The organism is Sediminibacterium sp. FW305-C-61, from assembly GCF_058231065.1.
In genome coordinates this window covers 1-25039 of record NZ_JBIQXR010000008.1, presented here as the reverse complement: position 1 = coordinate 25039, position 25039 = coordinate 1, and the positions used below count along the sequence as shown (strand labels likewise).

The following is a 25039-nucleotide window of genomic DNA, read 5'->3' as shown; positions in this document are numbered from 1 at the left end:
CGGTACGGTGTAATTTGCTGCCTTAATTACTTTTGGCATGGCTAAAATTTTGGTTACTGGGGGCTGCGGTTATATAGGTTCTCATACAATTGTGGATCTTCTTGAGCATGGTTACGAAGTCGTTTCCGTCGATGATCAATCGCGCTCCACGCCTTATCCTTTAACAGGTATTCAATTAATTACCGGCCAAAGAATCAAAAATTATAAGGTTGATCTAAAAAACTTTGATGAAACCCTGGCTGTTTTTCAGGAGAACCCAGATATTTCCGGTGTTATACATTTTGCGGCATACAAAGCAGTAGGTGAGTCGGTAGAGCAACCTTTGTCGTATTACGAAAACAACCTGGGATCCCTTATCAGCATCATGAAATGTGTGAAGGAATTTGCTATTCCTAATTTTGTTTTTTCTTCCTCTTGCACCGTATATGGTAATCCCAAAGAGTTTCCTGTTACAGAAGAAACGCCTTTGCAGGCAGCAGCTTCGCCCTATGGGGCTACAAAAAAAATGGGAGAGGAAATACTGAAAGATTTTGCCACCGTATCAGAAGCGACTTCAGTTGTGTTACTCCGTTATTTTAATCCGGTAGGGGCTCACCCTTCCTGTTTAATTGGCGAATTACCCTTAGGCAAGCCACAAAACCTGGTACCAGTTATCACACAAACAGCGATAGGCAAATTACCCAAAATGATGGTATATGGTAATGATTACGACACCCGCGATGGTAGCTGTATTCGCGATTATATACATGTTTCTGATATAGCAAGGGCACATACACTCGCATTAGAATACCTGAGTTCACATAAAAATCGGTCGTCTTGTGAAATATTTAACCTCGGGACAGGTATTGGTATAACTGTACTGGAGGCAATCCGCAGTTTTGAACAGGTTAGCGGCGTTAAACTTAATTACGAAATAGGACCAAGAAGGTCCGGAGATATTAAAGCCATCTATGCCAATAACGAAAAAGCCATTCAGCAACTTGGATGGAAAATACAATACGATATCGATGAGATGATGCGTACTGCCTGGGCCTGGGAACAAAAGATTAAACAGGAAGAAGAAAATATATCCAGGAATTAATGCAATGCCAATTACAGGCTATTTGCATATTTAAAGAGCTGAATTAGATCACTCTCTTTTTTGATTTTTAGTTTCTCCTTTTTGATGAGTGCAGATACCTGCGATGCTTTATCTCCGAATAGTGCAGGAACTTCATCTATACTTTTAGGTAGTTTCTTTACACTATTTCCAATTGCAATATAATATGAAACCTGATCGCGGTAGGTACGGATATAACGTGCATTGGGGTATGGCTGTCTTTCACTAAAACTAACATCAGTATATTTCAGGTAACTGATTTTTCCCGAATCAAGTACTTCGTAGATTGCATTGCCGTCTAACTTCTCAATAGGTGCAAAACCAGTTCTGAAAACCTTTGTTCCGTTTGGAGTTTCCAGGGTGATTTTTTCAATCGGTTGAGCAACCACCATTTCATTGCCATTATTGTCTATGAAAATAACTTCGTTTGTATTGAAATTGATTTTCAGTTTAAGTCCATGATATGTTTTACCCTTTAATATCGTAACGGTTCCGTTATAAAATTCTTTGGCATAATAGGGCGACCCTTCTTCATCAAAATCGCCTGTAGGTTTTAACATCCTCCCGTTTGCATCAACCATAAACCGATCGAGTTCAAGTCTTGTTGTAGCTACTACCGGAGTCTGGGCATTTATTCCTGACAATACCAAAAACATACAAAGTGAAGCGATAAAATATTTCATGTTAAAGGGATATTTGAAATGGTATCAAGATTATAGTCTTTCTAAAATACATTTTTTAAAATAAACGCATCAGTTTTTATTTGCTACCACCTGTTTCAATAACTGGTTATAATACCGAAACAGTTCAATCACATCTTCTTCCTTTTTTAGCCTGGAGTTTTTGTCGCGCATAAAACGTTTCATTTCAGGTAGTTGAGCACCGAAAAAGGCATTCCAGTCTTCTTCTTTTTTTGGTAATCTTACCATCCCTTTATCCGGAACCCAGGCATACATGGTTTCATTTTTGTTATAACTGCGTGTAATAGCAGTGCTGTTATAAGAAGATTTATCCTGATAACTTACTGAAGTATGTTTCAATAAAATGGTGGTGCCGGAATCTAGTAATTGGTAAACTGATAAATCATTCAATTTATCAATTGATGGGAATCCACTTCGGAATACAAATTGCTTCCCTTCATACATAAAAGCTATTCGCTGAAATGGGTTGACAACAAGCATTTCCTGGTCATCGGATGTTTTGAATATTATTTCACCTGTTAGCAGATTTATTTTAATGGGAATATTATGGTATGTCTTCCCATTAACCATTTGAATATCACAATCAATATAATCAGGGGCAAAAAAAGGCGAACCTTCTTCTTCGAAATTGCGAAGTGATTTAAATGGTTTGCCATTTGCGTCGTTGAGAAAGTTAATGGTTTCCTTGGTATGTCTGAGAATGTCAATACGATCAAAATCCTGTGCAGATAAAATACTTTGCAGCAACAGAACAGGTATTGCCGTCAGCAATAGGAAGTGCTTTTTCATGGTGCATTATTTTCCCTCGTGACACAGGTGAGCATAAATCTGATGCATATAATGCTGAAATGGTTATCCTTTTTACCAAATAAATAAATCAGCTCAATTATGCATGAGTAATGCCACAGCAGACCTGTATCAGCAGGCTTGCTGTATTAAATATAAGCATAATCTGAAAATAAAGACAAAAAGGAGGGTGAACCTATTAGTTTTCCAGCATCTTTTCGGCATTTTCCGCCACCTGTAATGCTTCGATGAATTCATCGATATCTCCATTAATCACCGCATCGAGGTTATAGGAGGTAAGTCCAATCCTGTGGTCCGTAACCCTTCCCTGTGGCCAGTTATAGGTCCTGATTTTGGCGCTTCTGTCGCCGGTACTTACCAGTGTTTTGCGGTGTCGGGCAATTTCTTCTTCCTGTTTACGCACCTGCTCTTCATATAATTTGGTACGTAACATCGCCATAGCCTTCTCTCTGTTACCCAACTGAGAACGTTCTGTTTGGCAAACCACCACAACGCCGGTTGGAATATGCGTAAGGAATACTTTTGTTTCAACCTTGTTTACGTTTTGTCCGCCCGCTCCACCACTACGGGCAGTCTCCATTTTCACATCACTCTCTTTCAATTCAAAATCAACTTCCTCAGCCTCGGGCATAACGGCTACTGTTGCTGCAGATGTATGTACCCTTCCCTGGGTTTCTGTATCTGGCACGCGTTGAACACGGTGAACACCACTTTCAAATTTAAGTGTGCCGTACACATCTTCGCCTGTAACTTCTACCACTACTTCTTTATAGCCACCAACAGTTCCTTCACTTTCACTAACTACCGCGGCTTTCCAGCCTTTTTTGGCACAATAACGGAGATACATTCCCAGCAGATCACCGGCGAACAAGCTTGCTTCATCACCACCAGTACCTGCACGTATTTCAAGGATGGCGTTTTTATCGTCTTGAGGATCTTTTGGAATAAGGAGTTTGGTCAGTTCTTTTTCTAGTGCTTCTTTTTTGGCTTCCAGTTCAGGCAGCTCCATTTTGGCCAATTCGCGCATTTCTTCATCACTGCTTTGTTGGCTCTCTTTGGCGAATTGATAATCCGCCATAACCTTTAAATAGGTTTCATAGGGTTGTACAATCTTTTCCAGCGAACGGTATTCCTTACTATAGGCACCAAATTTCTTCTGGTCATTGATGATCTCCGGGTTGGTTAATGCCACCCCTACCTGTTCAAACCTTGCCTTAATTGCTTCGAGCTTATCCAGCATAGCTGCTTTTTTATTGGAGTGCAAAATTACAGCATTCGGGTTGAGTTTGTGCTAATAAACCATTGCAGGCGGGAAATTTGGCTGCAAGCTGCAAGCTGCAAGCCGCAAGCCTTGATAGGGGGGCATTTTAGGTTTTCTGCTATTAATAGAATAAATAATGGGGGCTGCGAATTAGCTATTTTATAATGGGCTGGTTTAATAAATAATTGATTGCTGTTAATGCTATCTGTTCTTGATAGAGAGCAGACTTGCAGCCTGTAGCCTGAAGCTTGCAGCCAAATATCCCCCCTACCAGGAAATTGTACAGCTGTAAATCAGTCAGTTAAGATTAGTATCTTTCCATCTAATCTGCCCAATATGCGTTTATTTATTTTCTGTGCCTTATTTGTATGCAGTTCAGCCTTTGGACAACAGGCTGATATCCTGATCAAAGGGGGTAAGATACTTGATGGAACAGGTAATTCCTGGTATTATGGCGATCTGGCCGTTAGTAACGGTAAAATTGTAAAAAAGGGAAACCTTTATGGCTGGACAGCCAACAAAGTGATTGATGCAAGAGGACTTTTTGTTACTCCAGGTTTTATAGATGTACATACCCATATTGAAGACGATGAAAAGAAGAACCCACAGGCCAGTAATTTTATTTATGATGGAGTTACTACGGTAGTTACAGGTAATTGTGGTTTATCTGATGCAGATATTGGTCGTTACCTGGGAATGATCGACAGCCTTAAAACTTCTGTAAATGTAGCTGCGCTTATCGGACATAATAATGTTCGGAAAGCCGTAATGGGCTCCGCTAAGCGTGACCCAACTGAACAGGAAATGCAACAGATGGAGGCTATTGTAGAGAAGGCAATGAAAGATGGGGCAGTTGGTATGTCTACCGGACTTATTTATATCCCGGGCACTTATTCCAAAACAGAAGAAGTATTGCGACTCGCTAAAGTAGCCGCCAAGTACCATGGCGTTTATGCAAGTCATATGCGCGATGAAGGCGACAGCGTTATATATGCTATTGAAGAAGCACTGCATATTGGCAGAGAAGCCGGATTGCCGGTTCAACTATCTCATTTCAAACTAAGTGGTCAGCAGAATTGGGGAAGAAGTAAGGAAACCGTTCCAATGGTTATTAAGGCCAGACAGGAAGGACTTGATGTTACCATTGATCAATACCCTTATACCGCATCCAGTACTTCATTAAGTACTTTGTTACCAGACTGGGTATTGGCGGATGGTCGCGATTCTATAAAAGCCAGACTGGCAAAACCCACCATCAGGAAGATTGTAAAGGATTATATGTTGCAAAAACTTGCCAGAAGAGGATTGGCGCATTTCAGTTTTCCCGTTGTGGCTTATTATGATGCAGATACCAGCATGAATGGAAAAAGTATTGAAGCAGTAAATAAAATCATGGGTAAACCTTCCGATGCAGTAAATGAAGCTGAAACAATTGTACAGATGATGGAAAAGGGAGGTGCAAGTATGGTATTTCATGGAATGAGTGAAGACGATGTAAAGCATATCATGCAATACCCTTTTAACATGTTTGCATCTGATGCAAGCATTCGCATCTTTAATCAGGGTAACCCTCACCCAAGGGGTTATGGAACGAATGCAAGGGTTTTGTCTAAATATGTTCGTGATGAAAAAGTAATTTCAATAGAGGAAGCCATCCGTCGAATGACTTCTTTACCCGCCAATAAATTTAAACTTGAAGGACGTGGATTGCTTGTAGAAGGTTATGCCGCTGATATCCTCATATTTGATGAAAATGCTGTGAAAGATCAATCGACCTTTGAAAAACCACACCAGTATTCAACCGGCTTTAAATACGTATTGGTTAACGGAACTGTAACTGTGGATGAAGGGGTACATACGGGTGCTCGTGCTGGTGCCAGTATCAGAAAACAATAATGCTTATGAAAAAGATCTGTTGGTTTTTTGTATTACTGCCTATCTTATCGATGGCGCAAGGCTATGAAAAACTTCATCGCAAAGCGATCGTGGTAGATACGCATAACGACTTTCCCAATAAATCTATTGATAAGGCAGTTTCATTTAATCAGGATCTGAGGAAGCGTACACATTCCGATTTAAATCGGATGAAGCAAGGAGGTATTGATGTACAGGTTTTTTCAATCTGGAGCGACGGAACATTTACAAAGGGCAAAGGCTTTGAAAGAGCCAATCGTGAAATTGATTCTGTTTATGCATGGGCCAGCCGAAATCCACAGGATATGATGATTGCTAAAAATTATTCAGACCTGAAAAAAGCGATCAGAAAAAACAAGCTTGCAGTTATGATGGGTGTAGAAGGCGGACACATGATGGAAGATAATATCGATTACCTGGATAAACTTTACGAACGTGGAGTACGCTATATGACACTTACCTGGAACAACTCTACCAGTTGGGCAAGCTCTGCTATGGAGGAAACAAATAATACTGTGCCGGGAGGAAAAAAAGGACTCACCGATTTTGGTGAACAGGTAGTGAAACGAATGAACCAGCTCGGAATGATCGTTGATATTTCACATGTTGGGGAGCAAACATTCTGGGATGCTATACGGATAAGCACAAAACCAGTGATTGCTTCACATAGCTGCGTGTACCAGATAAGCCCTGTTTTCCGAAACCTGAATGATGAACAAATAAAAGCAATAGGGAAAAATGGAGGTGTCATTCATTTGAATTTTTATTCTGGCTTTTTAGATAGCGGATTCAACAACCGTAATACAAAATTTCTGCAGGCACATAAAAAAGAAACAGATTCTCTAAGGGCAATAAATCCCGAAGATTATTTTGTGCAGGAATATTTATTTGAAAAGTATCCGGAAGAAGTAAAATCATTGAGACCACCATTGTCTTTATTAATCGATCACCTGGATTATATTGTAAAATTGATAGGGGTGGATCATGTTGGATTAGGCTCTGATTTCGACGGTATTAGTTCATCACCACAAGGGCTTGATGATGTTACGGGTTTCCCGAATATTACAAAGGTTTTAATGGAGCGTGGTTATAGCGATAAGGATATCCGTAAAATACTGGGCGGAAATTTTATCAGGGTGTTTCGGGCTAACCAACGGTAAAGAAAGATTTTTTAGCCACAGATTTACAGATTATGAATGATTTATCTGTGAATCTGTGGCTAAAATATTTATTAGAAAAAATCTAAAAATTCAACTGAGCCTGAATACGCAATAAACTTCCTTTTTGTAAATTATTCTGTAAGCTGAAATCTTCAAATCGGCGTGAGGAGATGGTATACATGGCTACAAGTTCAAATTGTTTTACCGGTTGCCATTCTATTCCTATTTCCAATTCTCTTACCTGGTAACTACGTGCATCCAGTTCATGTTTTTTGCCTCCATTATAATAATGGCCTCTTAGAAAGGGTATGAAAATTTGTTTGTTGTTATTTTTTAGCAGATAAGATAATGTGATATACCCCCCATGCAATGATTTTGTTTCAATAGAATCTGTTACCGGATTAAATTCTGGTCCTTTCCCAACATTATATTCTGCCTGAATGCCAAAAGGTTTTGGATAAAGCACAAATGTGCCTGCAATACGCTGATCAAGGTAATTTCGATCTTGCTTTAGTTTGATGCCAGAGGATGTCTGGTCTTTGGTAACCACATATTTACCCGTATACGCCTGTATGCCTGGCTCTATTATTTGATTGCCAATTTCTATTGGGTAAGAGAATCTGGTTACAATATGTGGCTGATTATTTTGTTCAGGTTTATTGGCGCCTTGTCCATTGAAAACACCAAAGGCGAAAACACCAAAGTCGCCGGAACCTTTCAATCCATCTCGAACAAGTGAAGAATACAAAGCTCTTTTTGCAGTAGGTGCCCAATAAAAGAAAACACCCAGATCGCGCTCGTTTACGAAAGCGCTATTAAGTCCATCGTTTCTGTCGAGCGGTAATCGATTCGAGCTCGATTGCATGTTCTCGAAACCATAGGGTATTTTACTTTGACCTATTCTAAAGCGGAATTCATTTTTTGCATCAACCCCTAAATCAATATAAGCATCCCTGATTTGTCCAAAGTTCAGGTTATTGGAAGCAGCAGAGCTGGCAAAGTCGGGCTGCAGGTAGAAATAAACCTGTTTACTGATCTGTCCGAAAAGGATTACACGCACACGCCTAAGAAAAAAACCGCCATTATTGCCCCAGCTTTTATCACCTTGTTCATTGCTTAGGTTTGGGTTAGTTTCGAGCAGCCTGTTATACCGGGTCTGTACATAACCCCGAAGCGAAATGGTTTCAAACCATTTTTTCTCTGGTAAAGCAGCCACGGCTTTCAGGCTATCTGCTTTTTGTTGCGCACTGATTCCAGTTACGAAAGTTAAAAGTATTGCTACCAGCCAGATTCTGTTCATAGTGCCGTAAATGGTTGACGCAAAATTATTCGGTAACTATTTAATAACTATTTATTAATCATTTGGTAATGATTTGATAACATTGGTTGGGTATTTACAGAATTAACTGTAATAGGTATACCTGAAAAAGATTGTTGTCCGGGGAAATTTAACCGCGTGCTGTAGATGTCGCGTATGATGATCTGTGTTCTATTAATAGCAGATAGTGCATTTACGGCAACCAAATATTTCTTTAAGCAACTGACTTTAAATTTTCTCCCCCTCTTTAATTCCATTAAAACCAGAAAATCTATAATAAGCACCCATCAAAGCTTGTAGCTTGCGGCTTGCAGCCAATTTTCTTGGGACTGTAATGGTTTAAAGAAGCCATATTAAAAAATGACAAGTGCTACCTTATGCTTAACTCTTGAATTTTTGAAGGGTTTTCAGGCGTCATAGTAAAAAAGAGATTGATATTTCCCTTTTCGCCATAGATAGTAAAGCTGCCACGCAATTGATTTTCGGGTATCATATCTCCCACTTGTTTAATTTTTCCGACTGATTCAAACATCTTACGGTACTGCGCTTTCAGACTTTCGATAGGATAATCATCAAAAAAGTTATCGGCAAACAAACCTGATTTTTCTGCTTTATCCCAGGATGGTATAATTTCAAGTAATCTTTTTTGTGCATCTAAAAGTATATCGGAAGATGGGACAATTCTTGGTTTTAATCCACCAGCTCTCACCAAGGTATCTAATACCTGTGCATTAATACCGGCGGTAGATGCATACGTAAGGTTTGCAAACATCACCACTCCAATTCCAAACTCTGGAAGTATTACCCAATTGCTACCAAAACCCGGTAAGCCACCACTGTGACCGACAGAAGTTCTTCCTTCACAATCCCTCGACCAGCGCAAGCCATAACCGTATGCGGTAACCATCGGGCATAACCTTCCATCTGGGTATCGGTACTGGCTGTTTAATGAACTAAAATTATGAGGCTGGTGCATTTCACGAATACTACTTCTTTTAATGGGTCCTAAGTCTTTATCATTGGAAGGTGGCCATGCACTTAAATGTAAAGCCATGTACTTACTGAATGAATTCAGTGAGGTTATCATTCCACCCATTGCACCAAAAATACCATCGTGTAAAAGCGGTTCATCTCTCCAACTATTATTGATCCATCTATGGCCTTTAGCCAGCGAAGCTGCAGGTACGCTGTTGTATTCAAAAGTGGATGCTGTCATACCAAGTGGTTCCCAGATATTTTCAGCTATATACTTGCTATAAGGTTTACCTGAAACCTTATGAATGATATAACCTAACATGGTAAATCCGAGATTACTGTATTCATATTTAACTCCTGTTACATTGGAATAATGCAGACCTTTTTTAATGAGGGCCAGTAATTCTGCTTCAGTATCTGCCAGTTGACGATCGCCCCAGGGGTCATCCTGCGGAAAGCCACCTGCATGTGTTATCAAATCGCGAATGGTAAGTGTTGGAGCGTCGTTGGTGAGTTGTTGTCCTTTTATTTCTGGAATGTATTTTTCAACCGGATCATCCAAGCGAAGTTTGCCCTCGTCTCTCAGTTTTACAATAGCCATTGCAGTAAAACTTTTAGACATCGATGCTATACGGAATCTCGATTCTGTTGTAACCGGATTTTTTTTGTGAACATCAAGATAACCACCGCTACCGGAAAATACCAATTTGCCGTCAAGCACAATACCAAATGTGTAACCTGGGAAATGATTTTTTTCTGCGTGTGTGCGGTAGAGTTGTTCAATGGCCGGAAACAGGGGTGCTATTTTTTGTAGTCGGTTTTGTTCTGCAAAATAGGGAGGCTGGTAAGCCTGTTGCTTTTGTGCTTTACAGAAGATGCATAGCAGTACTAACAATTCCAGAAAAATAATCTTTTTCATAAATCGTACATTAAATATCTCTCTCCTTACGTAAACTTTTTTGTCATTTGTTCTGTGGGTTCCGAATGTTACCCTGATAAAGGAAGGTTACGCAGATGGGTTAGATGAATGGAGGTATTAAGATAATTAATAAGTCATCAATTTTTTAATTGAATCTGCTAACCGGCTATCAGCCATAAAATTTTTCTCTAATTCTATATTAAAAGGAACCGGTGTGTCTAAAGAAGCACAACGTATAATTGGTGCATCAAGTAATTCAAAACAATGTTCACTGATTAGTGCACTGATTTCTCCCCCAATGCCACCGGTTAAAGTATCCTCATGTAAAATCAACACTTTTCCGGTTGTAGCTACTGCATTTCGTATGGCTTCAAAGTCAAGCGGAAGCAGTGTTCTGAGATCAAGTATATGTAAGGAGATTTCCGGGTGCTGTTCCTGGAATGCGAGTGCCCAATGCACGCCTGCGCCATAGGTTATAATGGAGATATCTGTTCCAGCTTTGGTAATAATTGCTTTACCGATAGGTGTTTCATAGTATTCGTTTGGCACCATGCCCGTTACACTTCTGTAAAGGGCTTTATGTTCAAAGAACATCACCGGGTTCGGATCATTGATGGCCGCAGTCAATAATCCTTTTGCATCCTGCGGATTAGATGGGTAAACAACTTTAAGTCCGGGTACATGTGTAAACCATGCTTCATTGCTTTGAGAATGAAAAGGTCCGGCACCTACACCACCTCCGGTAGGCATACGTATTACTACGTCGGCATTTTGTCCCCAGCGGTAATGTATTTTGGCAAGATTATTAACGATCTGGTTAAAACCAACACTTACAAAATCGGCAAACTGCATTTCCATCACTGACTTATAATTTTCCAGACTTAATCCTAATGCAGTACCTACAATCGCACTCTCACATAAAGGTGTGTTGCGTACACGGTCTTTACCAAACTGATCAACAAAACCTTCGGTGATTTTAAATGCTCCTCCATACTCAGCAATATCCTGACCCATGAGAATCAGGTTTTCGTGTTGCTCCATACTTTGCCGAAGGCCGTCTTGTAAAGCGTCTATAAAGCGTTTTTCGTGAATGGTGAATGGTGAATGGTGAATAGTAGCTTGCGTATCCTCAATATTAACTATTGACCTTTGACTATCGACCATTGACTTTTTAGCATAAACATCTCTCAGTTCTTCTTCACTGTCTGGTATAATTGCTTCTGCTTCGAATGCTGCTTTTAGTTCTGTTTCAATATAATCCCTGAATTCGTTCCTGGTTTCAGCTACCTGCATTTCACTGATAATTCCTTCGCTGATCAGGAACTGTTCATAATTTTTAACGGGATCTTTCTTGCCCCATTCTTCAAACAATTCTTTTGGTACATATTTGGTGCCACTGGCTTCTTCGTGGCCGCGCATGCGGAATGTCATGCATTCTATGAGATATGGTTTTTGATGATTGATACAGTAATCGCGTACCCCGCGAATAGTATCGTATACTTCAAGTATATTATTGCCATCAATCCGAATTCCTTCCATGCCATAACCTTTGGCTTTATCAACCAGGCTTTCGCAACGGTATTGTTCATTAACGGGAGTGCTCAAACCATAGCCGTTGTTTTCAATCACAAAAATTACGGGTAGTTCCCAAACTGCCGCTACATTTAAAGCTTCATGAAAATCTCCTTCACTGGTGCCGCCATCGCCGGAATAAGCAAGTGATACTTTATTTTCTTTTTTGAGTTTATAAGCCAGTGCTACCCCATCAGCCAAGGCAAGCTGTGGACCGAGGTGAGAAATCATACCACAGATATAATGCGGTTTACTACCAAAATGAAAACTGCGTTCGCGCCCTTTGCTGTAACCATCTTTATTGCCCTGCCATTGTTTAAACAGTTTTTCCAACCCCATTTGCCTGGTGGTAAATACACCGAGGTTGCGATGTAGTGGCATAATCCACTCATCTTTTTGCAGGGCAAGGGTGCTGCCTACAGCAATTGCTTCCTGACCAATACCACTGAACCATTTACTGATTTTGCCCTGGCGTAGTAATACCAGCATTTTTTCCTCTATCATTCTGGGCAATACAAGGCTTCTGTAAATGAATACTAGTTCGTCGTCTGTTAGCTTGGTTCTGTTGAATTGCATGGCAAATATTATTCAGGTCTAAGATAGTTTGATTGCGTTAATGGTGGGTATAAAAAAACCATCCACTTTTTTGGCGGATGGTTTTTTTATACGCAAAGGAGATTAATCTCTGCTTCCCAGTTTACTCAAAAGCTTCAGTATTTCAATATAAAGCCAGATGATGGTAACCATTAATCCGAATGCACAATACCATTCCATATATTTAGGGGCACCCATTTCTGCTCCCTGTTCAATTCTTTCGAAATCGAGAATCAACATTAAGGCAGCAATGGTAATTACAAAAAGACTGATACCAATACTTAACCAACTGCTATCATACAGGAAGCTTACTGTAACACCGAAAAGATTCAGCACCATGGTAATCAGGTAAAAAATCATAATGCCCATTAAGGCAGATATTACAATCGACCTGAATCGTTGAGTAGGTTTAATGATCCTGAAATTATACAATGCAAACATGGCAATCGCAACACCAAAAGTTAGTCCTACAGCCTGCATTACAAGTCCAGGGTATTTATCTGCAAATGCAGCATTCAATATGGCTGAAATACCGCCAATGAAGAATCCTTGTAAAATACCATAGGCTGGCGCAGCATATTGAGCCCAATTCGGTTTAAATGAAATAACAAGTCCTGTGATTAAACCACCAATGGCACCTACAATCATCAGGGTATTCATTAATCCTTCATTCAGTTGCTCAAACAAATGCCAGGTATAAGATGCAGATCCTATCACCATCAGCATCAGGAAACCAAACTTATTAATGGTTCCTCTCACACTCATTACACCCTGTGCCGCAGCATCTGCCTGCAGGCTCTTATTGAACATTTTCTCAGACAGGGTAGGGTTACTAGATTTAAATAAAGCCATATTGTTCTTTTTTAATACTCAAATATATGCAAAACGGTTTGGAAAGATGCTAGCTTAACCTGTGTCCCAGGAAAATTAACCTTTATCATTTGATGCGTGTTGGTTTACTTCTGTACACGTAACTGTTTCTTAAATAGTCTCCCTTTTAAATCCATGCCTTCTACAGTAATTAAAAAGGAAGTTGCCTGATCATTATTATAAAATATGATAGCTGGTTTTGCGTCAACAGAATGAACATATATATCTGGTTTCCATAACAGGGTTTTCCTTTTGTCGCTGATAGGGTTTGATTTGTCTATCTCTTCATAATCAACCGGGTTATATGTCAGAATGGGAGAATATCCTTTAATATCAAAAAACTGTGTCCGGGATGGAAGATTAATGGCACGATCTTCCGCTTTTTTAAGATAAATGAATAGGGCCCCAATTGGAAATCCAACCGTATTGTATTTAATCAATGCGATGTCTTCAAGATTGATGTTTAATACATCCTGTAACCTTACTTTATATTCATCAAGATAAATATCAACTTCCCATTGACCTGTCAGTTGACTTAAACCGTAATATGTTTTAGTAAGTAATTTGTATTCATCAGGCCCCTCCTGTTTAATGTACAAAGAAGGGAGCTTTACACGAATCAGTTGATCAAGCGTTGGTCGGCTTAAAGTCTGGGTCATATCAAATAAAACCTTCCCATCATTTTTAAAACGGTCACTTACATATCTGTCGGCAACAGTTGGTTTTTTGATCTTGGTGAAAACGGTTACCTCTTTGAGCGTAGTTCCGGTAGCGGGCGCAAATACGGGGCGATTGAGATTACCCGTATCAATCAATGAAGCATACAACTGTTTATAGTAGGGGATCTGGTTAAAACGAAAATCACGCTCTGTACTATCAACCCTGATTTTGGCGCTTAGTGTTCTTCCCTTTTCATTATAGTATGTATAATAAATGCGGGCATCTCCAAAGAAAATAAGGGAATCAACTTTAAATCTTCCGGTAGTAGATACAGGTGTTTCAATCAGTAATTGTTTTCCATCATTCACCATTAACATTTTTAAACTACCGCCGCTCATTATTCCCGTATTTTTATTATTATATACAGTTCCTTCTGTACTTATCAGATATGGATCAGCGGCTTTAACCCCTTCCGAAATAAAGCGATGAGGTTTATAAAAAGCCAATACCCTATTGAGCTGGCTGATACCATTCGTGTCAGAAAAAAAACGGGCATAATCGTGCTGTAAAGCATTCAGATCTTCTTCGAGAAAACCTGGTAGTAGTAAACGATAATCAACCCATTCCTGTTGTTCGCTATCGTTCAGGTTGGAATCTGCTGTCACCGATACGGAATAGGAACGTGGAATGGTATCAGGAAAAATTAGATTGAACTTATTGAGTGCGTGAGCTGCAAAATCAAGCTGTTCTGGTTTTATCTCAACTGTGGTTTGTATTTTTTCCGGGATGGCAAAAATAGTTCTGGATGCCAGTACTTTACCATTTTTATTTTCAAGTACACATTCAAAAAAGCCAGCATCAGCATTGGAAAAATTTACTCTTCCTTGAATACCTAGCTCTTTTTGTAAAACATATTCTTTATAAAATAACAACTGGTTTTTTTGTTTAACCGATAATAGTAAAGTATCCATAATGGCAAGGTGCTTGCCTATCATTATCCTGTATTCAAACCCATTTCCTTCCGTTCTAACATTCAAACCAATACCCGTAGAATCAACTCTGGGTAATTCATATATATGCGATTCATTGTTCCAGATAATAGAGGCGCGGTACGGCCCGCAGTTTATGGCTTTGAGGTTAAACTGCGCAATGCCATATTCATCAGATGTAAATTGCTGAACAATAGAATCTTTTTCATCTTTAATAACCCCCTTTACAGATACGGGTGCACCACCAGCAGAACGGGTATATGCAAAAATTGAAGTTTCTACACCTAATGGCCATACATTACCATCCGCCACAAAGTTTGCTAATAGTGAACCTGTTTTTTTTCGTACGATTGATCGTTGCTGAAGTGGTAATATTTTTTTATAAATAAATGCTTCCTCATACCCGATGCTTTCAGGTGTAAAAGCCCTTACTACATAATATGATTGTTTTAAGGTGTCGGATAACGCAATACCACCATTTACAGAACCGCCTATCACCACATAATGTTGCTCTGCAATCTTCTTGCCATTCAAATCAACGAGTTGAAGGTAAAAATTCTTACTGGCGAAAGATGGTTTCCCATTATTATAAAAGTAGGCTTTGAACCAGATAGTATCACCTGCACTATACTGGGCTCTATCGTAATGAATATATATTCTTTCCTGTGCTATCAAGGGTAAAACAAAGCCGATACACAAGAAAGAAAGTAATATTCTATACATATGGGAAATCAATATAACAAACATTTAATTAATATAAACTAATTTATGACAGATGATTATTGTTTTTCGATTTTGGCAAATCTGCTGGCAGGGGAGCTTCAATATTGCTAACTTTGCTATATAAAGCCTATCGGATGGAAAGAAAAGAAACGCTTCTACAGGATGTAGTGATAAAATTTGCCGGTGACAGTGGTGACGGGATGCAGTTAACAGGACAGCAGTTTACCAATAATACTGCGCTATTGGGGATTGACCTGGCTACTTTTCCAGATTTTCCAGCTGAAATTCGTGCCCCCATCGGTACTTTACCCGGGGTAAGTGGATTTCAGTTACGATTCTCCAGCGACCGGGTATTTACCCCTGGTGATCTTTGTGATGTATTGGTTGCTATGAATGCAGCAGCCTTAAAAGTTAACCTGAAGAGTATAAAAACCGGCGGAAAAATCATCGCAAACATTGATGGGTTTGATGCAAAAAATCTGCGACTTGCCAATTATCCCGATGGTGTTAATCCTTTGGATGATGGCAGTTTAGACGGTTACGAACTCACCAAAGTAGATGTTACCAAACTTACCCGCGAGGCGCTGAAAGAATTTACTGAGCTTGGTACGAAGGAAAGAGACCGTGCGAAGAATATGTTTGTACTTGGACTACTATACTGGATGTATAACCGTAGTCTGGAAAACACTATTGACTTCCTGAAAGAAAAGTTTGGTAAAAAAGATGTGATCCTGCAAAGTAATATCAAAGTATTACAAGCCGGATACCATTATGGAGATACTACAGAATCGTTTACAACAAGGTATAAAGTAGAGAAGGCCAAAATGAACCCCGGTTTATACCGTAGCATTATGGGAAACCAGGCTTTATCGATGGGCTTAATCGCTGCGAGTGAAAAAAGTGGGTTGCCTATTTTCCTGGGTACCTATCCTATTACACCAGCATCAGATATCCTGCATGAGTTAAGTAAACATAAAGCATTTGGTATACGCACTTTTCAGGCAGAAGATGAAATTGCGGGCATCAGCGCCGCAATTGGGGCAAGCTATGGTGGATCATTGGGTATCACTACTACTTCAGGCCCGGGCATGGCTTTGAAAACAGAAGCAATGGGTTTGGCGGTGATGCTTGAAATACCACTGCTCATTATAAATATCCAACGCGGTGGACCTTCAACCGGTTTACCAACTAAAACAGAACAGAGTGATCTATTGCAAGCATATTATGGAAGAAATGGGGAGTGCCCCATGCCTGTAATAGCATCGTCAACCCCTAGCGATTGTTTTGATGTGGCTTATGAAGCAGTACGTATTGCGGTGCAACATATGACTCCTGTTATTTTACTGAGTGACGGATATATTGCCAATGGTGCCGAACCATGGAAGTTTCCATCATCATCAGATCTTCAGCCCATAAAGGTTGAATTTAAAAAAGGGTTGGCTGAAGGAGAAGAAAAATTCATGCCATATAAGCGCGATGAAAAACTGGTACGTCCATGGGCAGTACCTGGTACCGCTGGTTTGGAACATCGTATAGGCGGACTGGAAAAACAAGACGTTACGGGTAATGTAAACTATGAGCCAGAGAATCACCAGCACATGGTGAAAACACGCCAGGCCAAAGTAGATAAGATTGCAGATTACATTCCATTACAAACATTAGATAACGGACCCGAAAAAGGAAAAGTATTGATACTAGGTTGGGGATCTACCTACGGTGCCATTAAAAGTGCTGTAGTGGAATTACTGGCAGAAGGCATAGAAGTGAGTCATGCGCATATACGCCACTTAAGACCCTTCCCGAAAAACCTGGGAGAGATCATCGGCAATTTTGAACATGTACTCATTCCCGAAATCAATAACGGTCAACTCATCAAAATCATCCGCGACCAATACCTGGTAGATGCCAAAGGATATAATAAAATCATGGGCATACCGATTACTAAAGGGGAGTTGGTTACGGCAGTGAGAGAGTTGATAAAGAAATAGTTCAAAAGTCAAAAGTCAAAAATCAAAAGTCAAAACCTAATGATGATTTTGACTTTTGACTTTTTAATTTTTAATTTTTCCCCCTTGCATATCGAAGATCTCCGCAATTATGTTTTATCGCTTCCCGATGTGGAAGAAACCACGCCATTTGGTCCTGATACACTTGTGTATAAGATCAATGGGAAAATTTTTTTCCTCGTGGGACTCGATAATGAAATTGTGCAGTTCAATGTTAAATGCGACCCTGATCTGGCAATAGAACTTCGGGAACAGTATCCGCAATCGGTGTTACCCGGTTACCACATGAATAAAAAACATTGGAATACAATTGTGGTAGATGGGGTATTGAGTACCAGACAGCTAAAAGAATTTATTAATCATTCCTACCAGTTAGTAGGTAAAAGAAAGAAATAGTCTTCTGTGTACTTCAGTGCATTCAGTGGCAATAAATAAAAATAGATTGCCACTGAATGCACTGAAGTACACAGAAAAACATATTTTATTTATTCTTCCTCCTTGGCACCTGCCGAGAAAATCTGGTCTACGGCTCCTCCCAGCATCGGAAATTTTTCTTTTACAAAACCGGCAATAGTAGCGACAGCTTTTTGTGCTTGTTCAGGGGTAAGTCCTGCTTCAGTTGTTAATCTTTGAATTAGTTCGTTCATTGTAGTCAGTAGTGAATGGTGAATAGTGAGTCGTTCGGGCCCGATTCTTCACTGCAAATTAATGGCTCTGCATAAAAAAGCGATAAGAAGTTATTCCCATCGCTCATCAATATTTCCCTACTTAAAAATTGGTTATTTCTCTATTTCTCTGTTCTTCAGTTTTTTAGGCTACTTTAAGTGCGCTAAGCTTGCTTTTGTTGAACATTTGTTCTGCATAGGTTTTGGTTACATGCAGTTGTTTGGTATCGGTGCCGGGTAGTTCGAACATGGCATCTGTGAGTATGCTTTCGCAGATACTACGTAAGCCACGTGCACCCAATTTATATTCAAGGGCTTTTGATACCATGAAGTCGAGTACTTCATTATCGATGATCAGTTCAATGCCTTCCATTTCAAACAAACGATTGTATTGTTTGATCAGGGAGTTCTTTGGTTCAACCAATATGCTTCTCAGGGTTTCCTGATCGAGTGGGTTTAGATAGGTAACTACCGGTAATCTACCGAGTAGTTCAGGAATCAATCCAAAGCTTTTCAAATCCTGAGCATTGATGAATTGCAACAGGTTCTTGCGTTGCATCTCCTGTTCTTCTTTGTTTACACTAAAGCCAATAGCGTTGGTGTTAACCCTTCTGGCAATTACTTTATCAATACCATCAAATGCACCACCGCAGATAAACAATATATTTCTCGTATCGACTTTAATCATTTTTTGTTCAGGGTGTTTTCTGCCGCCCTGAGGTGGTACCAGTACTTCGGTGCCTTCTAGCATTTTGAGTAAACCTTGTTGTACTCCCTCACCACTAACATCGCGGGTAATAGAAGGGTTATCGCCTTTGCGTGCAATTTTATCTATTTCATCAACGTATACAATACCTCTTTCTGCAGCAGTAACATCGTAGTTGCAGTTTTGCAATAAGCGGGTAAGCATACTTTCTACATCTTCTCCCACATAACCGGCTTCGGTAAATACGGTGGCGTCTACAATGGCAAAGGGTACGTTTAGTAAGCGAGCGATGGTTTTTGCCAATAAAGTTTTTCCAGTACCTGTTTCACCCACCATGATGATATTGCTTTTTTCAATTTCAATATCGTCTTGCTGTTGTTTTTGGGTAACACGTTTGAAATGGTTGTAAACGGCAACAGATAATACCTTTTTGGCATCATCCTGACCGATCACATATTCATCCAGGAATTTTTTGATTTCTGCCGGTTTGCGAACATTGAGTTTAAAACCTGAGCCGCCATTATTTACATCTGTTTTATTACTGAGTTCCTGTACTATGATCTCCTGAGCGTGTTCAACACAATTCTCACAGATATGCCCTTCCTGTCCGGCGATCAGGATTTTCACTTCATCACGGTTTCTGCCGCAGAAAGAACAATGTAAATGATTTGCTTTTGCCATACAATGATCGTGTACCAGGTACCTTTAAACCAAGACACATTTTTTAAGACTTATGTTGCAAAGGTAACCCCGTTCGGGTGACCAAACGGGGCTTAATTCGGTGAAAATGGGTTAAATGGCCTATATTTTTGATAAAATACCGTCTACAATGCCATATTCTACTGCTTCAGTGGCATCCATCCAGTAATCGCGATCGAAATCTTTCATGATTTGATCTACTGTTTTACCACAGTTTTCTGCCAGTATTTTAGCACCCAGTTCTTTTGTTTTGCGGATCTGCTCTGCATGTATTTCGATATCTGCACTGGTAGCCTGAAAATAACCACCCAAACTTGGTTGGTGAATCATTACTTCTCCGTGAGGATAAATAAAACGTTTGCCTTTTGCTCCCACACTCAATAAAATTGAACCCATACTTGCGGCAAGTCCCATACAAATGGTACTAACCGGACTCTGGATCATTTTAATCGTATCATAAATAACCATCCCGCTGGTTACAACACCACCTGGACTATTAATATAAAACTTGATTTCTTCTCCTGGTTTATCTGCATCAAGCAGGAGTAATTTGCTCACCACTTCGCGGGCAGATTTATCTTCAACCGGCCCCCATAAGTAAACGGCCCTTTTTTCAAAGAAGAGCTTTTCCATCTTCTTCATGATAAAACCTGGTTGTTCCTGTTTATCATCTTTTGGTTCGTTCTCTTCCTCGTCTTCCATGAGAAAAGGATTGATATATTTTAAGTGTGACATGTAATTTGAAAATTTGAAGATTTGAAAATTTGAAAATGGGTTTTGGTCAATAGACCATGGTCCATGGTCTATTGACTATGGTCTATTTCTTCTCTTTCCTTGGATTGGTTAACAGTACTTCATCTACCAGGCCATATTCTTTCGCTTCGAGGGCGGTCATCCAGAAATCGCGATCGCTGTCTTTGGCAATGGTTTCTACTTCTTTTCCAGTATGGTATGCGGTGATGGAATAGAGTTCCTGTTTTAGTTTTTTGATTTCCCTTGCAGTAATCTCAATATCAGTAGCTTGTCCGCCGATGGCCCCACTGGGTTGGTGCATCATAATACGGCTATGTTTTAAGGCTGTTCTCTTGCCTTTTACACCTGCACATAACAATATCTGGCCCATACTTGCTGCCATACCGGTACAAATAGTTGCTACATCAGGACCAATAAACTGAATGGTATCATAAATGCCTAATCCGGCATATACACTACCGCCCGGACAGTTTATGTACATCTGGATGTCACGTGACCTGTCTGTGCTTTCCAGGAACAATAATTGTGCGGTTACAATATTGGCAACATAGTCATTGATGCCTTCACCCATAAAAATGATGCGGTCCATCATTAAACGGCTGAATACATCCATACTGGCAACATTCAGTGGACGCTCTTCAATAATATAAGGAGTAAGATTGGTTACTTCATGGTGTTGCTGATAACTGTGAAGGGATGCACTGCTGATACCCCTGTGTTTCACAGCGTATTTTTCAAACTCTTTTCCAAAATTCATATAGTACGTTTTACGCTTTGAAGATAAGTGATTTGCACTTCTACCAAAATTACTGTTCAAATACTGTGCAAAGTTGGTTTTGCGACAACAAGACAGGTGAAGATGGCTGATGGCTGATGGCGGATGTCGGATTTGACATGAAAAGGCCGGATGCTGATGCATCCGGCCTCAAAAAAATATCAGATATCAGCCATTTGTCTTAGTGGTGGTGATGGTGCAGTTTCTCCGCGAAAGCTTCGGCGCTGATGCTTTCTTCTTTGGCAGTAACCTGTGTTTCCAGGATTCCAAAGAGTTTTTCGGTGCTGATGCGGTGGTAGCTGTCTTCTACAAATTTCCTGTCTTGCATCATGCGGTTAGCATAATCTTCAACCCACTGCTGGTTATCGCCTAGTGCGCCTAATTGACCGCCCATATAGCTGAACAGTTGTTGTTTGGCGAAATCGCGGATATCATCGGGTAACACTTCAATTTTATTATCTGCTGCCAGTTTGCTGCTTACCAATGTCCATTTAAGTTGGTTGACAAAGCTTGGGTATTCTGTTTCTGCTTCTTCTGCAGATTTTGGTTTTTCGCCACCAGTTTGTAACCAGCGTTTCAGGAATCCTTCCGGAAATTCCATGTTGGTATGGTCTACCAGGTGGTGATAAATCTGATCATGTATCTGGTTACGCGCTTGTTGAGCGTAATAGTTAGCAATTTCTTTCTTCACTTCTGCACGAAAATCTTCCTCAGTAGCAATGGAAGCATTTGGATAAACTGATGCAAAAAGTTCTGCATTCAGTTCCGCTTTTTCTACCAAACCAACTTTGGTGATCAGGAGTTTGAAATAGCGGTTACCATCTTCTGCAGTTAATCCGAGGTCGGCAAGAATTGCTTCTTTCTCTTTGTCTTCAAATGCTTTATCCAACTGCAATACAACGGTATCATCGTTTTTCTTACCGATTAATTTTTTGCGAAATTTTTCTTCAAAATATTTAACCAGTAATGAATTGTCTTTGGTGATACCACCTTCTACTTCATTGCCATCTTTATCGCTTTCAATGAATTTTACATTGAGTACGTTATCATCGCCGGTTACAGCTTCAGGCTCAGTCATTTTACCATTACGAACCTGTAAGCGTTCAATTTCCTGGTTAACCATTTCATCTGTTACATCAATAACGTAACGGGTTACTTTGATTTTTTTGGTGTCGATATCGAAACTTGGTTTCAAACCAATTTCAAATGCAAAACTTACATCTGCCGGGTTGTTCATGTCTAATGCACGCGCATCATTGTCTAAAGGCAATGGCTGGGCAAAGATGTCGAGAGACTCGGTAGTAAGGTAGGTGTTCAGTTCTTTCTCGATTGTACGCAATACCTCATCGGTAAACACACTCTGTCCGTACATTTTTTTAACCAGTCCGGCAGGAACCATGCCTTTTCTGAAGCCAGGGATATTGGCATTCTTGGCATATTTTTTCAGGCTCTGTTCAAATCCTGATAAATAATCTTCCTTTTTAAGGGTAACGGTCAATTTGTCGGTCAGTAACCCGATATTCTCTCTGGTAACGGTGGCCATGGTGTATTTTTTATTGATATTTTAGCTGTTCATCCTCAAGCTTTATCTTTAACCAGCTCAAGGTTTTTTTGATAAATGGGGAGCAAAGGTACGAGTTTACCGGAAAAAATGAGTCGTTAAAACACAATAAGCCCCATGGCCAATGCATTTCTTTTTTTGTTACTGGCTCTACTAAGTGAAGTAGTGGGTACCGTTGGCGGTTTTGGATCTTCTGTATTTTTTGTGCCTTTGGCGGGCTTTTTCTTTGATTTTAAGACAGTTCTGGGTTTAACTGGGCTTCTCCACGTGTTTAGTAATATAGCCAAACTGGTGTTATTCAGACAGCATATACAATGGTCGCTGATCTGGAAAATTGGTATTCCGAGCGTTTTGCTGGTAATTGGCGGGGCCTGGCTTAGCAACCAGGTAGCATTTGTGTATGCGGAATTGTTATTGGGCGTTTTCTGTATATTTTTCGCGCTTTTGTTCCTCTGGAAGCCAGATTTGCGCTTAAAAGCCAATAATGCCAATGCAATAACCGGAGGTGGTATTGCAGGATTTCTGGCCGGATTTATTGGCACCGGAGGGGCTATCAGGGCAGTAACACTTACCTCATTTGGATTAGAGAAAAATATTTTTATAGCGACATCCGCTGCCATTGATTTTGGGGTTGATTTAAGTCGTTCAGTTGTGTATGTACAACAGGGATATGTTCAAGAACAATACTGGTGGTATTTGCCCGGACTTATACTGATTGCTTTTGTAGGATCTTATATTGGTAAAAAGTTATTGAACAGTGTTTCACAAGACCTGTTCCGCAAAATTGTACTTATTTTTATTTTGCTTACCGGGATACTGATGGCTGGAAAAGGGTTGATGAAATATTGAACAGAGGAACAGAGGAATGTCCAATGTCGAACTGAACCTACATCTGAATATTAGATTACTCTGTTCTTTTGGCGGAAGGTGCTTGGGGAGCGTTTTACTATCAGAACAAAATCCTAAAATCGAAACAGTTCAAAAGCTAATTGCTAATAGCTAATAACTCCTAACAAATTGATTTTCAACATAAATTTCCCTGATGTGTGTATTTTTGTGTGTTTTTGGTGAATTCAATGTTGACAAATTCCGGTTTCCGGAAGCATCAAAAATTAGGGCTTGAAGTATCTTACAGGTATGGATAACAGCTATCAAACCTTACAGACCTTATATAGGATCGTAAGAGACGAACCCCATCCTGAGCAATATCTCTGTACACCCAGAGAAATGGTATTGCATGCTACTTATGGTTGGGATCTTATTCATAAACACCTCATTAGCCTGGCAGAAGAAGGCCTTGTAGTTTTACAGCAACTTGATACCCCGCATTGTTATATTACCACAGAAGGCATTGAACTGGTATTAGCAACTTTGCCTGAAGAAAAGGAAACAATGGGTTTTCTCTTGAATGAAAAATTGGTTTAGTGCACCGATGTTGTTTTCATTTTACTTACCTCTCTTTAAACATACTATTTTCCTGTAAAAAAAGAGGCCATCTGCTTTAAACAGATGACCTCTTTTTTATTTAGCATTATAAGGTTAGTTGGTATAACCCGGGTTCTGCTGTATAACAGGGTTAGCCTGTATTTCAGCATTTGGTATTGGTAACAGGAAGCGGAAGTTACCTGCAGGCAGTGTAGTTGCTGCATTCACCTGTGGTAAGTCTACAGTCAGACGAACAACAGGAAGGTTTCTTCTCTTCAGGTCCCAGAAGCGATGTCCTTCATAAGGCAATTCCTTGAAGCGCTCATCCATAATAGCAGAGATGGCTGCATCTTTAGAAGCCAGTACTACAGGAACATAACCGGTGATACGGGCAGCTCTCAGTGCATTCAGATCAGCTGCAGCATTCACCAGGTCATTGCTTTCTGCGCGTGCTTCTGCACGGATCAGGTACATTTCACCGGTACGATACACTTTAGCATCTGCTACATTTTCAGTTGCAGTACCATAAGCAGTACCAGCATATTTAGTGATCAAACGAGTGTATTTACGACCAGTACCTACCAGTAATGGCTCATCTTTCACATAAGAAGAGAAACGGATATCGTTTGCCTGATCATACATATCCATTAACTTCTGCGACATAGTCCAGGTAATACCACCAATATTACTTGCACTTGCAGAAGTACCGCGCCATAAGCTACCGATACGACCACCCAGTGAAGCGGTACGACTTAATTTAAAAGCAGTTTCACTGTTGTTGGCATCGGTCCAGATTCCAGGGAAGTTGGTACGTGAAGCCAAAGGAACTGCATTGATGTATTCAGTACTGAAAGTAATGGCATCGTTCCACTCTTTCAGGTATAGTG

Annotated in this window: 21 protein-coding genes; 7 read left to right on the top strand and 14 right to left on the bottom strand. The window is 40.0% G+C overall.

The window, feature by feature from the left end:
* The first annotated feature begins 37 nt into the window (after window positions 1-37).
* A complete protein-coding gene (galE, locus tag ACH30E_RS16345) occupies window positions 38-1081 on the top strand; it encodes a UDP-glucose 4-epimerase GalE (protein ID WP_294995196.1) in 1044 nt (347 codons plus the stop codon).
* A gap of 11 nt (window positions 1082-1092) precedes the next feature.
* Here galE and ACH30E_RS16340 read toward each other — a convergent pair whose 3' ends face one another.
* The 3 genes from ACH30E_RS16340 to prfA form a co-directional block, all read right to left on the bottom strand.
* Window positions 1093-1782, bottom strand: coding sequence for a hypothetical protein (locus ACH30E_RS16340; protein WP_294995193.1), 690 nt, complete (start codon window positions 1780-1782; stop codon window positions 1093-1095).
* 69 nt (window positions 1783-1851) lie between these two features.
* Entirely contained in the window at window positions 1852-2589 is a 738-nt protein-coding gene (locus ACH30E_RS16335) for a hypothetical protein (protein WP_490825689.1), read from the bottom strand.
* Window positions 2590-2785: 196 nt separating this feature from the next.
* A complete protein-coding gene (gene prfA / locus ACH30E_RS16330; RefSeq protein ID WP_294995187.1) occupies window positions 2786-3847 on the bottom strand; it encodes a peptide chain release factor 1 in 1062 nt (353 codons plus the stop codon).
* 357 nt (window positions 3848-4204) lie between these two features.
* Here prfA and ACH30E_RS16325 point away from each other — a divergent pair, with 357 nt between their 5' ends.
* Both ACH30E_RS16325 and ACH30E_RS16320 read left to right on the top strand, forming a co-directional pair.
* Window positions 4205-5764, top strand: coding sequence for an N-acyl-D-amino-acid deacylase family protein (locus ACH30E_RS16325; RefSeq protein WP_490825690.1), 1560 nt, complete (start codon window positions 4205-4207; stop codon window positions 5762-5764).
* A 5-nt stretch (window positions 5765-5769) separates the two neighbouring features.
* Window positions 5770-6942, top strand: coding sequence for a dipeptidase (locus ACH30E_RS16320; RefSeq protein ID WP_490825691.1), 1173 nt, complete (start codon window positions 5770-5772; stop codon window positions 6940-6942).
* A gap of 82 nt (window positions 6943-7024) precedes the next feature.
* Here ACH30E_RS16320 and ACH30E_RS16315 read toward each other — a convergent pair whose 3' ends face one another.
* The 5 genes from ACH30E_RS16315 to ACH30E_RS16295 form a co-directional block, all read right to left on the bottom strand.
* Window positions 7025-8242 carry a porin gene (locus tag ACH30E_RS16315; protein ID WP_490825692.1) on the bottom strand — a complete coding sequence of 406 codons (1218 nt, stop codon included), beginning with the start codon at window positions 8240-8242 and terminating at the stop codon, window positions 7025-7027.
* 388 nt (window positions 8243-8630) lie between these two features.
* The gene (locus ACH30E_RS16310; RefSeq protein WP_490825693.1) at window positions 8631-10154 is read right to left on the bottom strand and encodes a serine hydrolase domain-containing protein; all 1524 of its coding nucleotides are present in this window, start codon (window positions 10152-10154) and stop codon (window positions 8631-8633) included.
* Between the two features lie 126 nt (window positions 10155-10280).
* Window positions 10281-12302, bottom strand: a complete 2022-nt coding sequence (locus tag ACH30E_RS16305; protein WP_490825694.1) for an alpha-ketoacid dehydrogenase subunit alpha/beta — start codon at window positions 12300-12302, stop codon at window positions 10281-10283.
* 102 nt (window positions 12303-12404) lie between these two features.
* Window positions 12405-13172, bottom strand: a complete 768-nt coding sequence (locus ACH30E_RS16300) for a Bax inhibitor-1/YccA family protein (protein ID WP_294995169.1) — start codon at window positions 13170-13172, stop codon at window positions 12405-12407.
* A 104-nt stretch (window positions 13173-13276) separates the two neighbouring features.
* Window positions 13277-15562, bottom strand: coding sequence for a hypothetical protein (locus tag ACH30E_RS16295; protein ID WP_490825695.1), 2286 nt, complete (start codon window positions 15560-15562; stop codon window positions 13277-13279).
* 134 nt (window positions 15563-15696) lie between these two features.
* On the opposite strand from ACH30E_RS16295, the gene ACH30E_RS16290 reads away from it, so the two are divergent.
* Complete coding sequence (locus ACH30E_RS16290) at window positions 15697-17550, top strand: 2-oxoacid:acceptor oxidoreductase subunit alpha (protein ID WP_490825696.1); 1854 nt, start codon at window positions 15697-15699, stop codon at window positions 17548-17550.
* Window positions 17551-17634: 84 nt separating this feature from the next.
* A complete protein-coding gene (locus ACH30E_RS16285) occupies window positions 17635-17964 on the top strand; it encodes an MmcQ/YjbR family DNA-binding protein (protein ID WP_490825697.1) in 330 nt (109 codons plus the stop codon).
* 89 nt (window positions 17965-18053) lie between these two features.
* On the opposite strand, the gene ACH30E_RS16280 is transcribed toward ACH30E_RS16285, so the two are convergent.
* From ACH30E_RS16280 to tig, 5 genes are all read right to left on the bottom strand, one after another.
* The gene (locus ACH30E_RS16280; RefSeq protein WP_490825698.1) at window positions 18054-18215 is read right to left on the bottom strand and encodes a hypothetical protein; all 162 of its coding nucleotides are present in this window, start codon (window positions 18213-18215) and stop codon (window positions 18054-18056) included.
* Between the two features lie 163 nt (window positions 18216-18378).
* Window positions 18379-19620, bottom strand: coding sequence for an ATP-dependent Clp protease ATP-binding subunit ClpX (clpX, locus tag ACH30E_RS16275; RefSeq protein ID WP_294995155.1), 1242 nt, complete (start codon window positions 19618-19620; stop codon window positions 18379-18381).
* Window positions 19621-19740: 120 nt separating this feature from the next.
* A complete protein-coding gene (locus ACH30E_RS16270) occupies window positions 19741-20373 on the bottom strand; it encodes a ClpP family protease (protein ID WP_294995153.1) in 633 nt (210 codons plus the stop codon).
* Between the two features lie 82 nt (window positions 20374-20455).
* Window positions 20456-21148 carry a ClpP family protease gene (locus ACH30E_RS16265; RefSeq protein ID WP_294995150.1) on the bottom strand — a complete coding sequence of 231 codons (693 nt, stop codon included), beginning with the start codon at window positions 21146-21148 and terminating at the stop codon, window positions 20456-20458.
* Window positions 21149-21347: 199 nt separating this feature from the next.
* Window positions 21348-22709, bottom strand: a complete 1362-nt coding sequence (tig, locus tag ACH30E_RS16260; protein ID WP_490825699.1) for a trigger factor — start codon at window positions 22707-22709, stop codon at window positions 21348-21350.
* A 135-nt stretch (window positions 22710-22844) separates the two neighbouring features.
* Here tig and ACH30E_RS16255 point away from each other — a divergent pair, with 135 nt between their 5' ends.
* Together ACH30E_RS16255 and ACH30E_RS16250 are read left to right on the top strand one after the other, a co-directional pair.
* On the top strand, window positions 22845-23576 hold the full coding sequence (locus ACH30E_RS16255) for a sulfite exporter TauE/SafE family protein (RefSeq protein WP_294995144.1): 732 nt from the start codon (window positions 22845-22847) through the stop codon (window positions 23574-23576).
* A 270-nt stretch (window positions 23577-23846) separates the two neighbouring features.
* The gene (locus ACH30E_RS16250; RefSeq protein ID WP_294995142.1) at window positions 23847-24152 is read left to right on the top strand and encodes a hypothetical protein; all 306 of its coding nucleotides are present in this window, start codon (window positions 23847-23849) and stop codon (window positions 24150-24152) included.
* Between the two features lie 114 nt (window positions 24153-24266).
* Here the strand turns inward: ACH30E_RS16250 and ACH30E_RS16245 are convergent.
* The coding region (locus tag ACH30E_RS16245) for a RagB/SusD family nutrient uptake outer membrane protein (protein ID WP_490847356.1) at window positions 24267-25039 on the bottom strand (773 nt) is incomplete at its 5' end.

What these genes read in the sequence shown, in the direction of transcription:
- ACH30E_RS16270 (WP_294995153.1), bottom strand. Translation starts at nt 20,373, where the DNA reads ATGTCACACTTAAAATATATCAATCCTTTTCTCATGGAAGACGAGGAA.
- ACH30E_RS16265 (WP_294995150.1), bottom strand. Translation starts at nt 21,148, where the DNA reads ATGAATTTTGGAAAAGAGTTTGAAAAATACGCTGTGAAACACAGGGGT.
- ACH30E_RS16280 (WP_490825698.1), bottom strand. Translation starts at nt 18,215, where the DNA reads ATGAACGAACTAATTCAAAGATTAACAACTGAAGCAGGACTTACCCCT.
- ACH30E_RS16320 (WP_490825691.1), top strand. Translation starts at nt 5,770, where the DNA reads ATGAAAAAGATCTGTTGGTTTTTTGTATTACTGCCTATCTTATCGATG.
- ACH30E_RS16295 (WP_490825695.1), bottom strand. Translation starts at nt 15,562, where the DNA reads ATGTATAGAATATTACTTTCTTTCTTGTGTATCGGCTTTGTTTTACCC.
- ACH30E_RS16340 (WP_294995193.1), bottom strand. Translation starts at nt 1,782, where the DNA reads ATGAAATATTTTATCGCTTCACTTTGTATGTTTTTGGTATTGTCAGGA.
- galE (WP_294995196.1), top strand. Translation starts at nt 38, where the DNA reads ATGGCTAAAATTTTGGTTACTGGGGGCTGCGGTTATATAGGTTCTCAT.
- ACH30E_RS16310 (WP_490825693.1), bottom strand. Translation starts at nt 10,154, where the DNA reads ATGAAAAAGATTATTTTTCTGGAATTGTTAGTACTGCTATGCATCTTC.
- ACH30E_RS16305 (WP_490825694.1), bottom strand. Translation starts at nt 12,302, where the DNA reads ATGCAATTCAACAGAACCAAGCTAACAGACGACGAACTAGTATTCATT.
- ACH30E_RS16325 (WP_490825690.1), top strand. Translation starts at nt 4,205, where the DNA reads ATGCGTTTATTTATTTTCTGTGCCTTATTTGTATGCAGTTCAGCCTTT.
- ACH30E_RS16290 (WP_490825696.1), top strand. Translation starts at nt 15,697, where the DNA reads ATGGAAAGAAAAGAAACGCTTCTACAGGATGTAGTGATAAAATTTGCC.
- prfA (WP_294995187.1), bottom strand. Translation starts at nt 3,847, where the DNA reads ATGCTGGATAAGCTCGAAGCAATTAAGGCAAGGTTTGAACAGGTAGGG.
- tig (WP_490825699.1), bottom strand. Translation starts at nt 22,709, where the DNA reads ATGGCCACCGTTACCAGAGAGAATATCGGGTTACTGACCGACAAATTG.
- ACH30E_RS16255 (WP_294995144.1), top strand. Translation starts at nt 22,845, where the DNA reads ATGGCCAATGCATTTCTTTTTTTGTTACTGGCTCTACTAAGTGAAGTA.
- clpX (WP_294995155.1), bottom strand. Translation starts at nt 19,620, where the DNA reads ATGGCAAAAGCAAATCATTTACATTGTTCTTTCTGCGGCAGAAACCGT.
- ACH30E_RS16315 (WP_490825692.1), bottom strand. Translation starts at nt 8,242, where the DNA reads ATGAACAGAATCTGGCTGGTAGCAATACTTTTAACTTTCGTAACTGGA.
- ACH30E_RS16335 (WP_490825689.1), bottom strand. Translation starts at nt 2,589, where the DNA reads ATGAAAAAGCACTTCCTATTGCTGACGGCAATACCTGTTCTGTTGCTG.
- ACH30E_RS16300 (WP_294995169.1), bottom strand. Translation starts at nt 13,172, where the DNA reads ATGGCTTTATTTAAATCTAGTAACCCTACCCTGTCTGAGAAAATGTTC.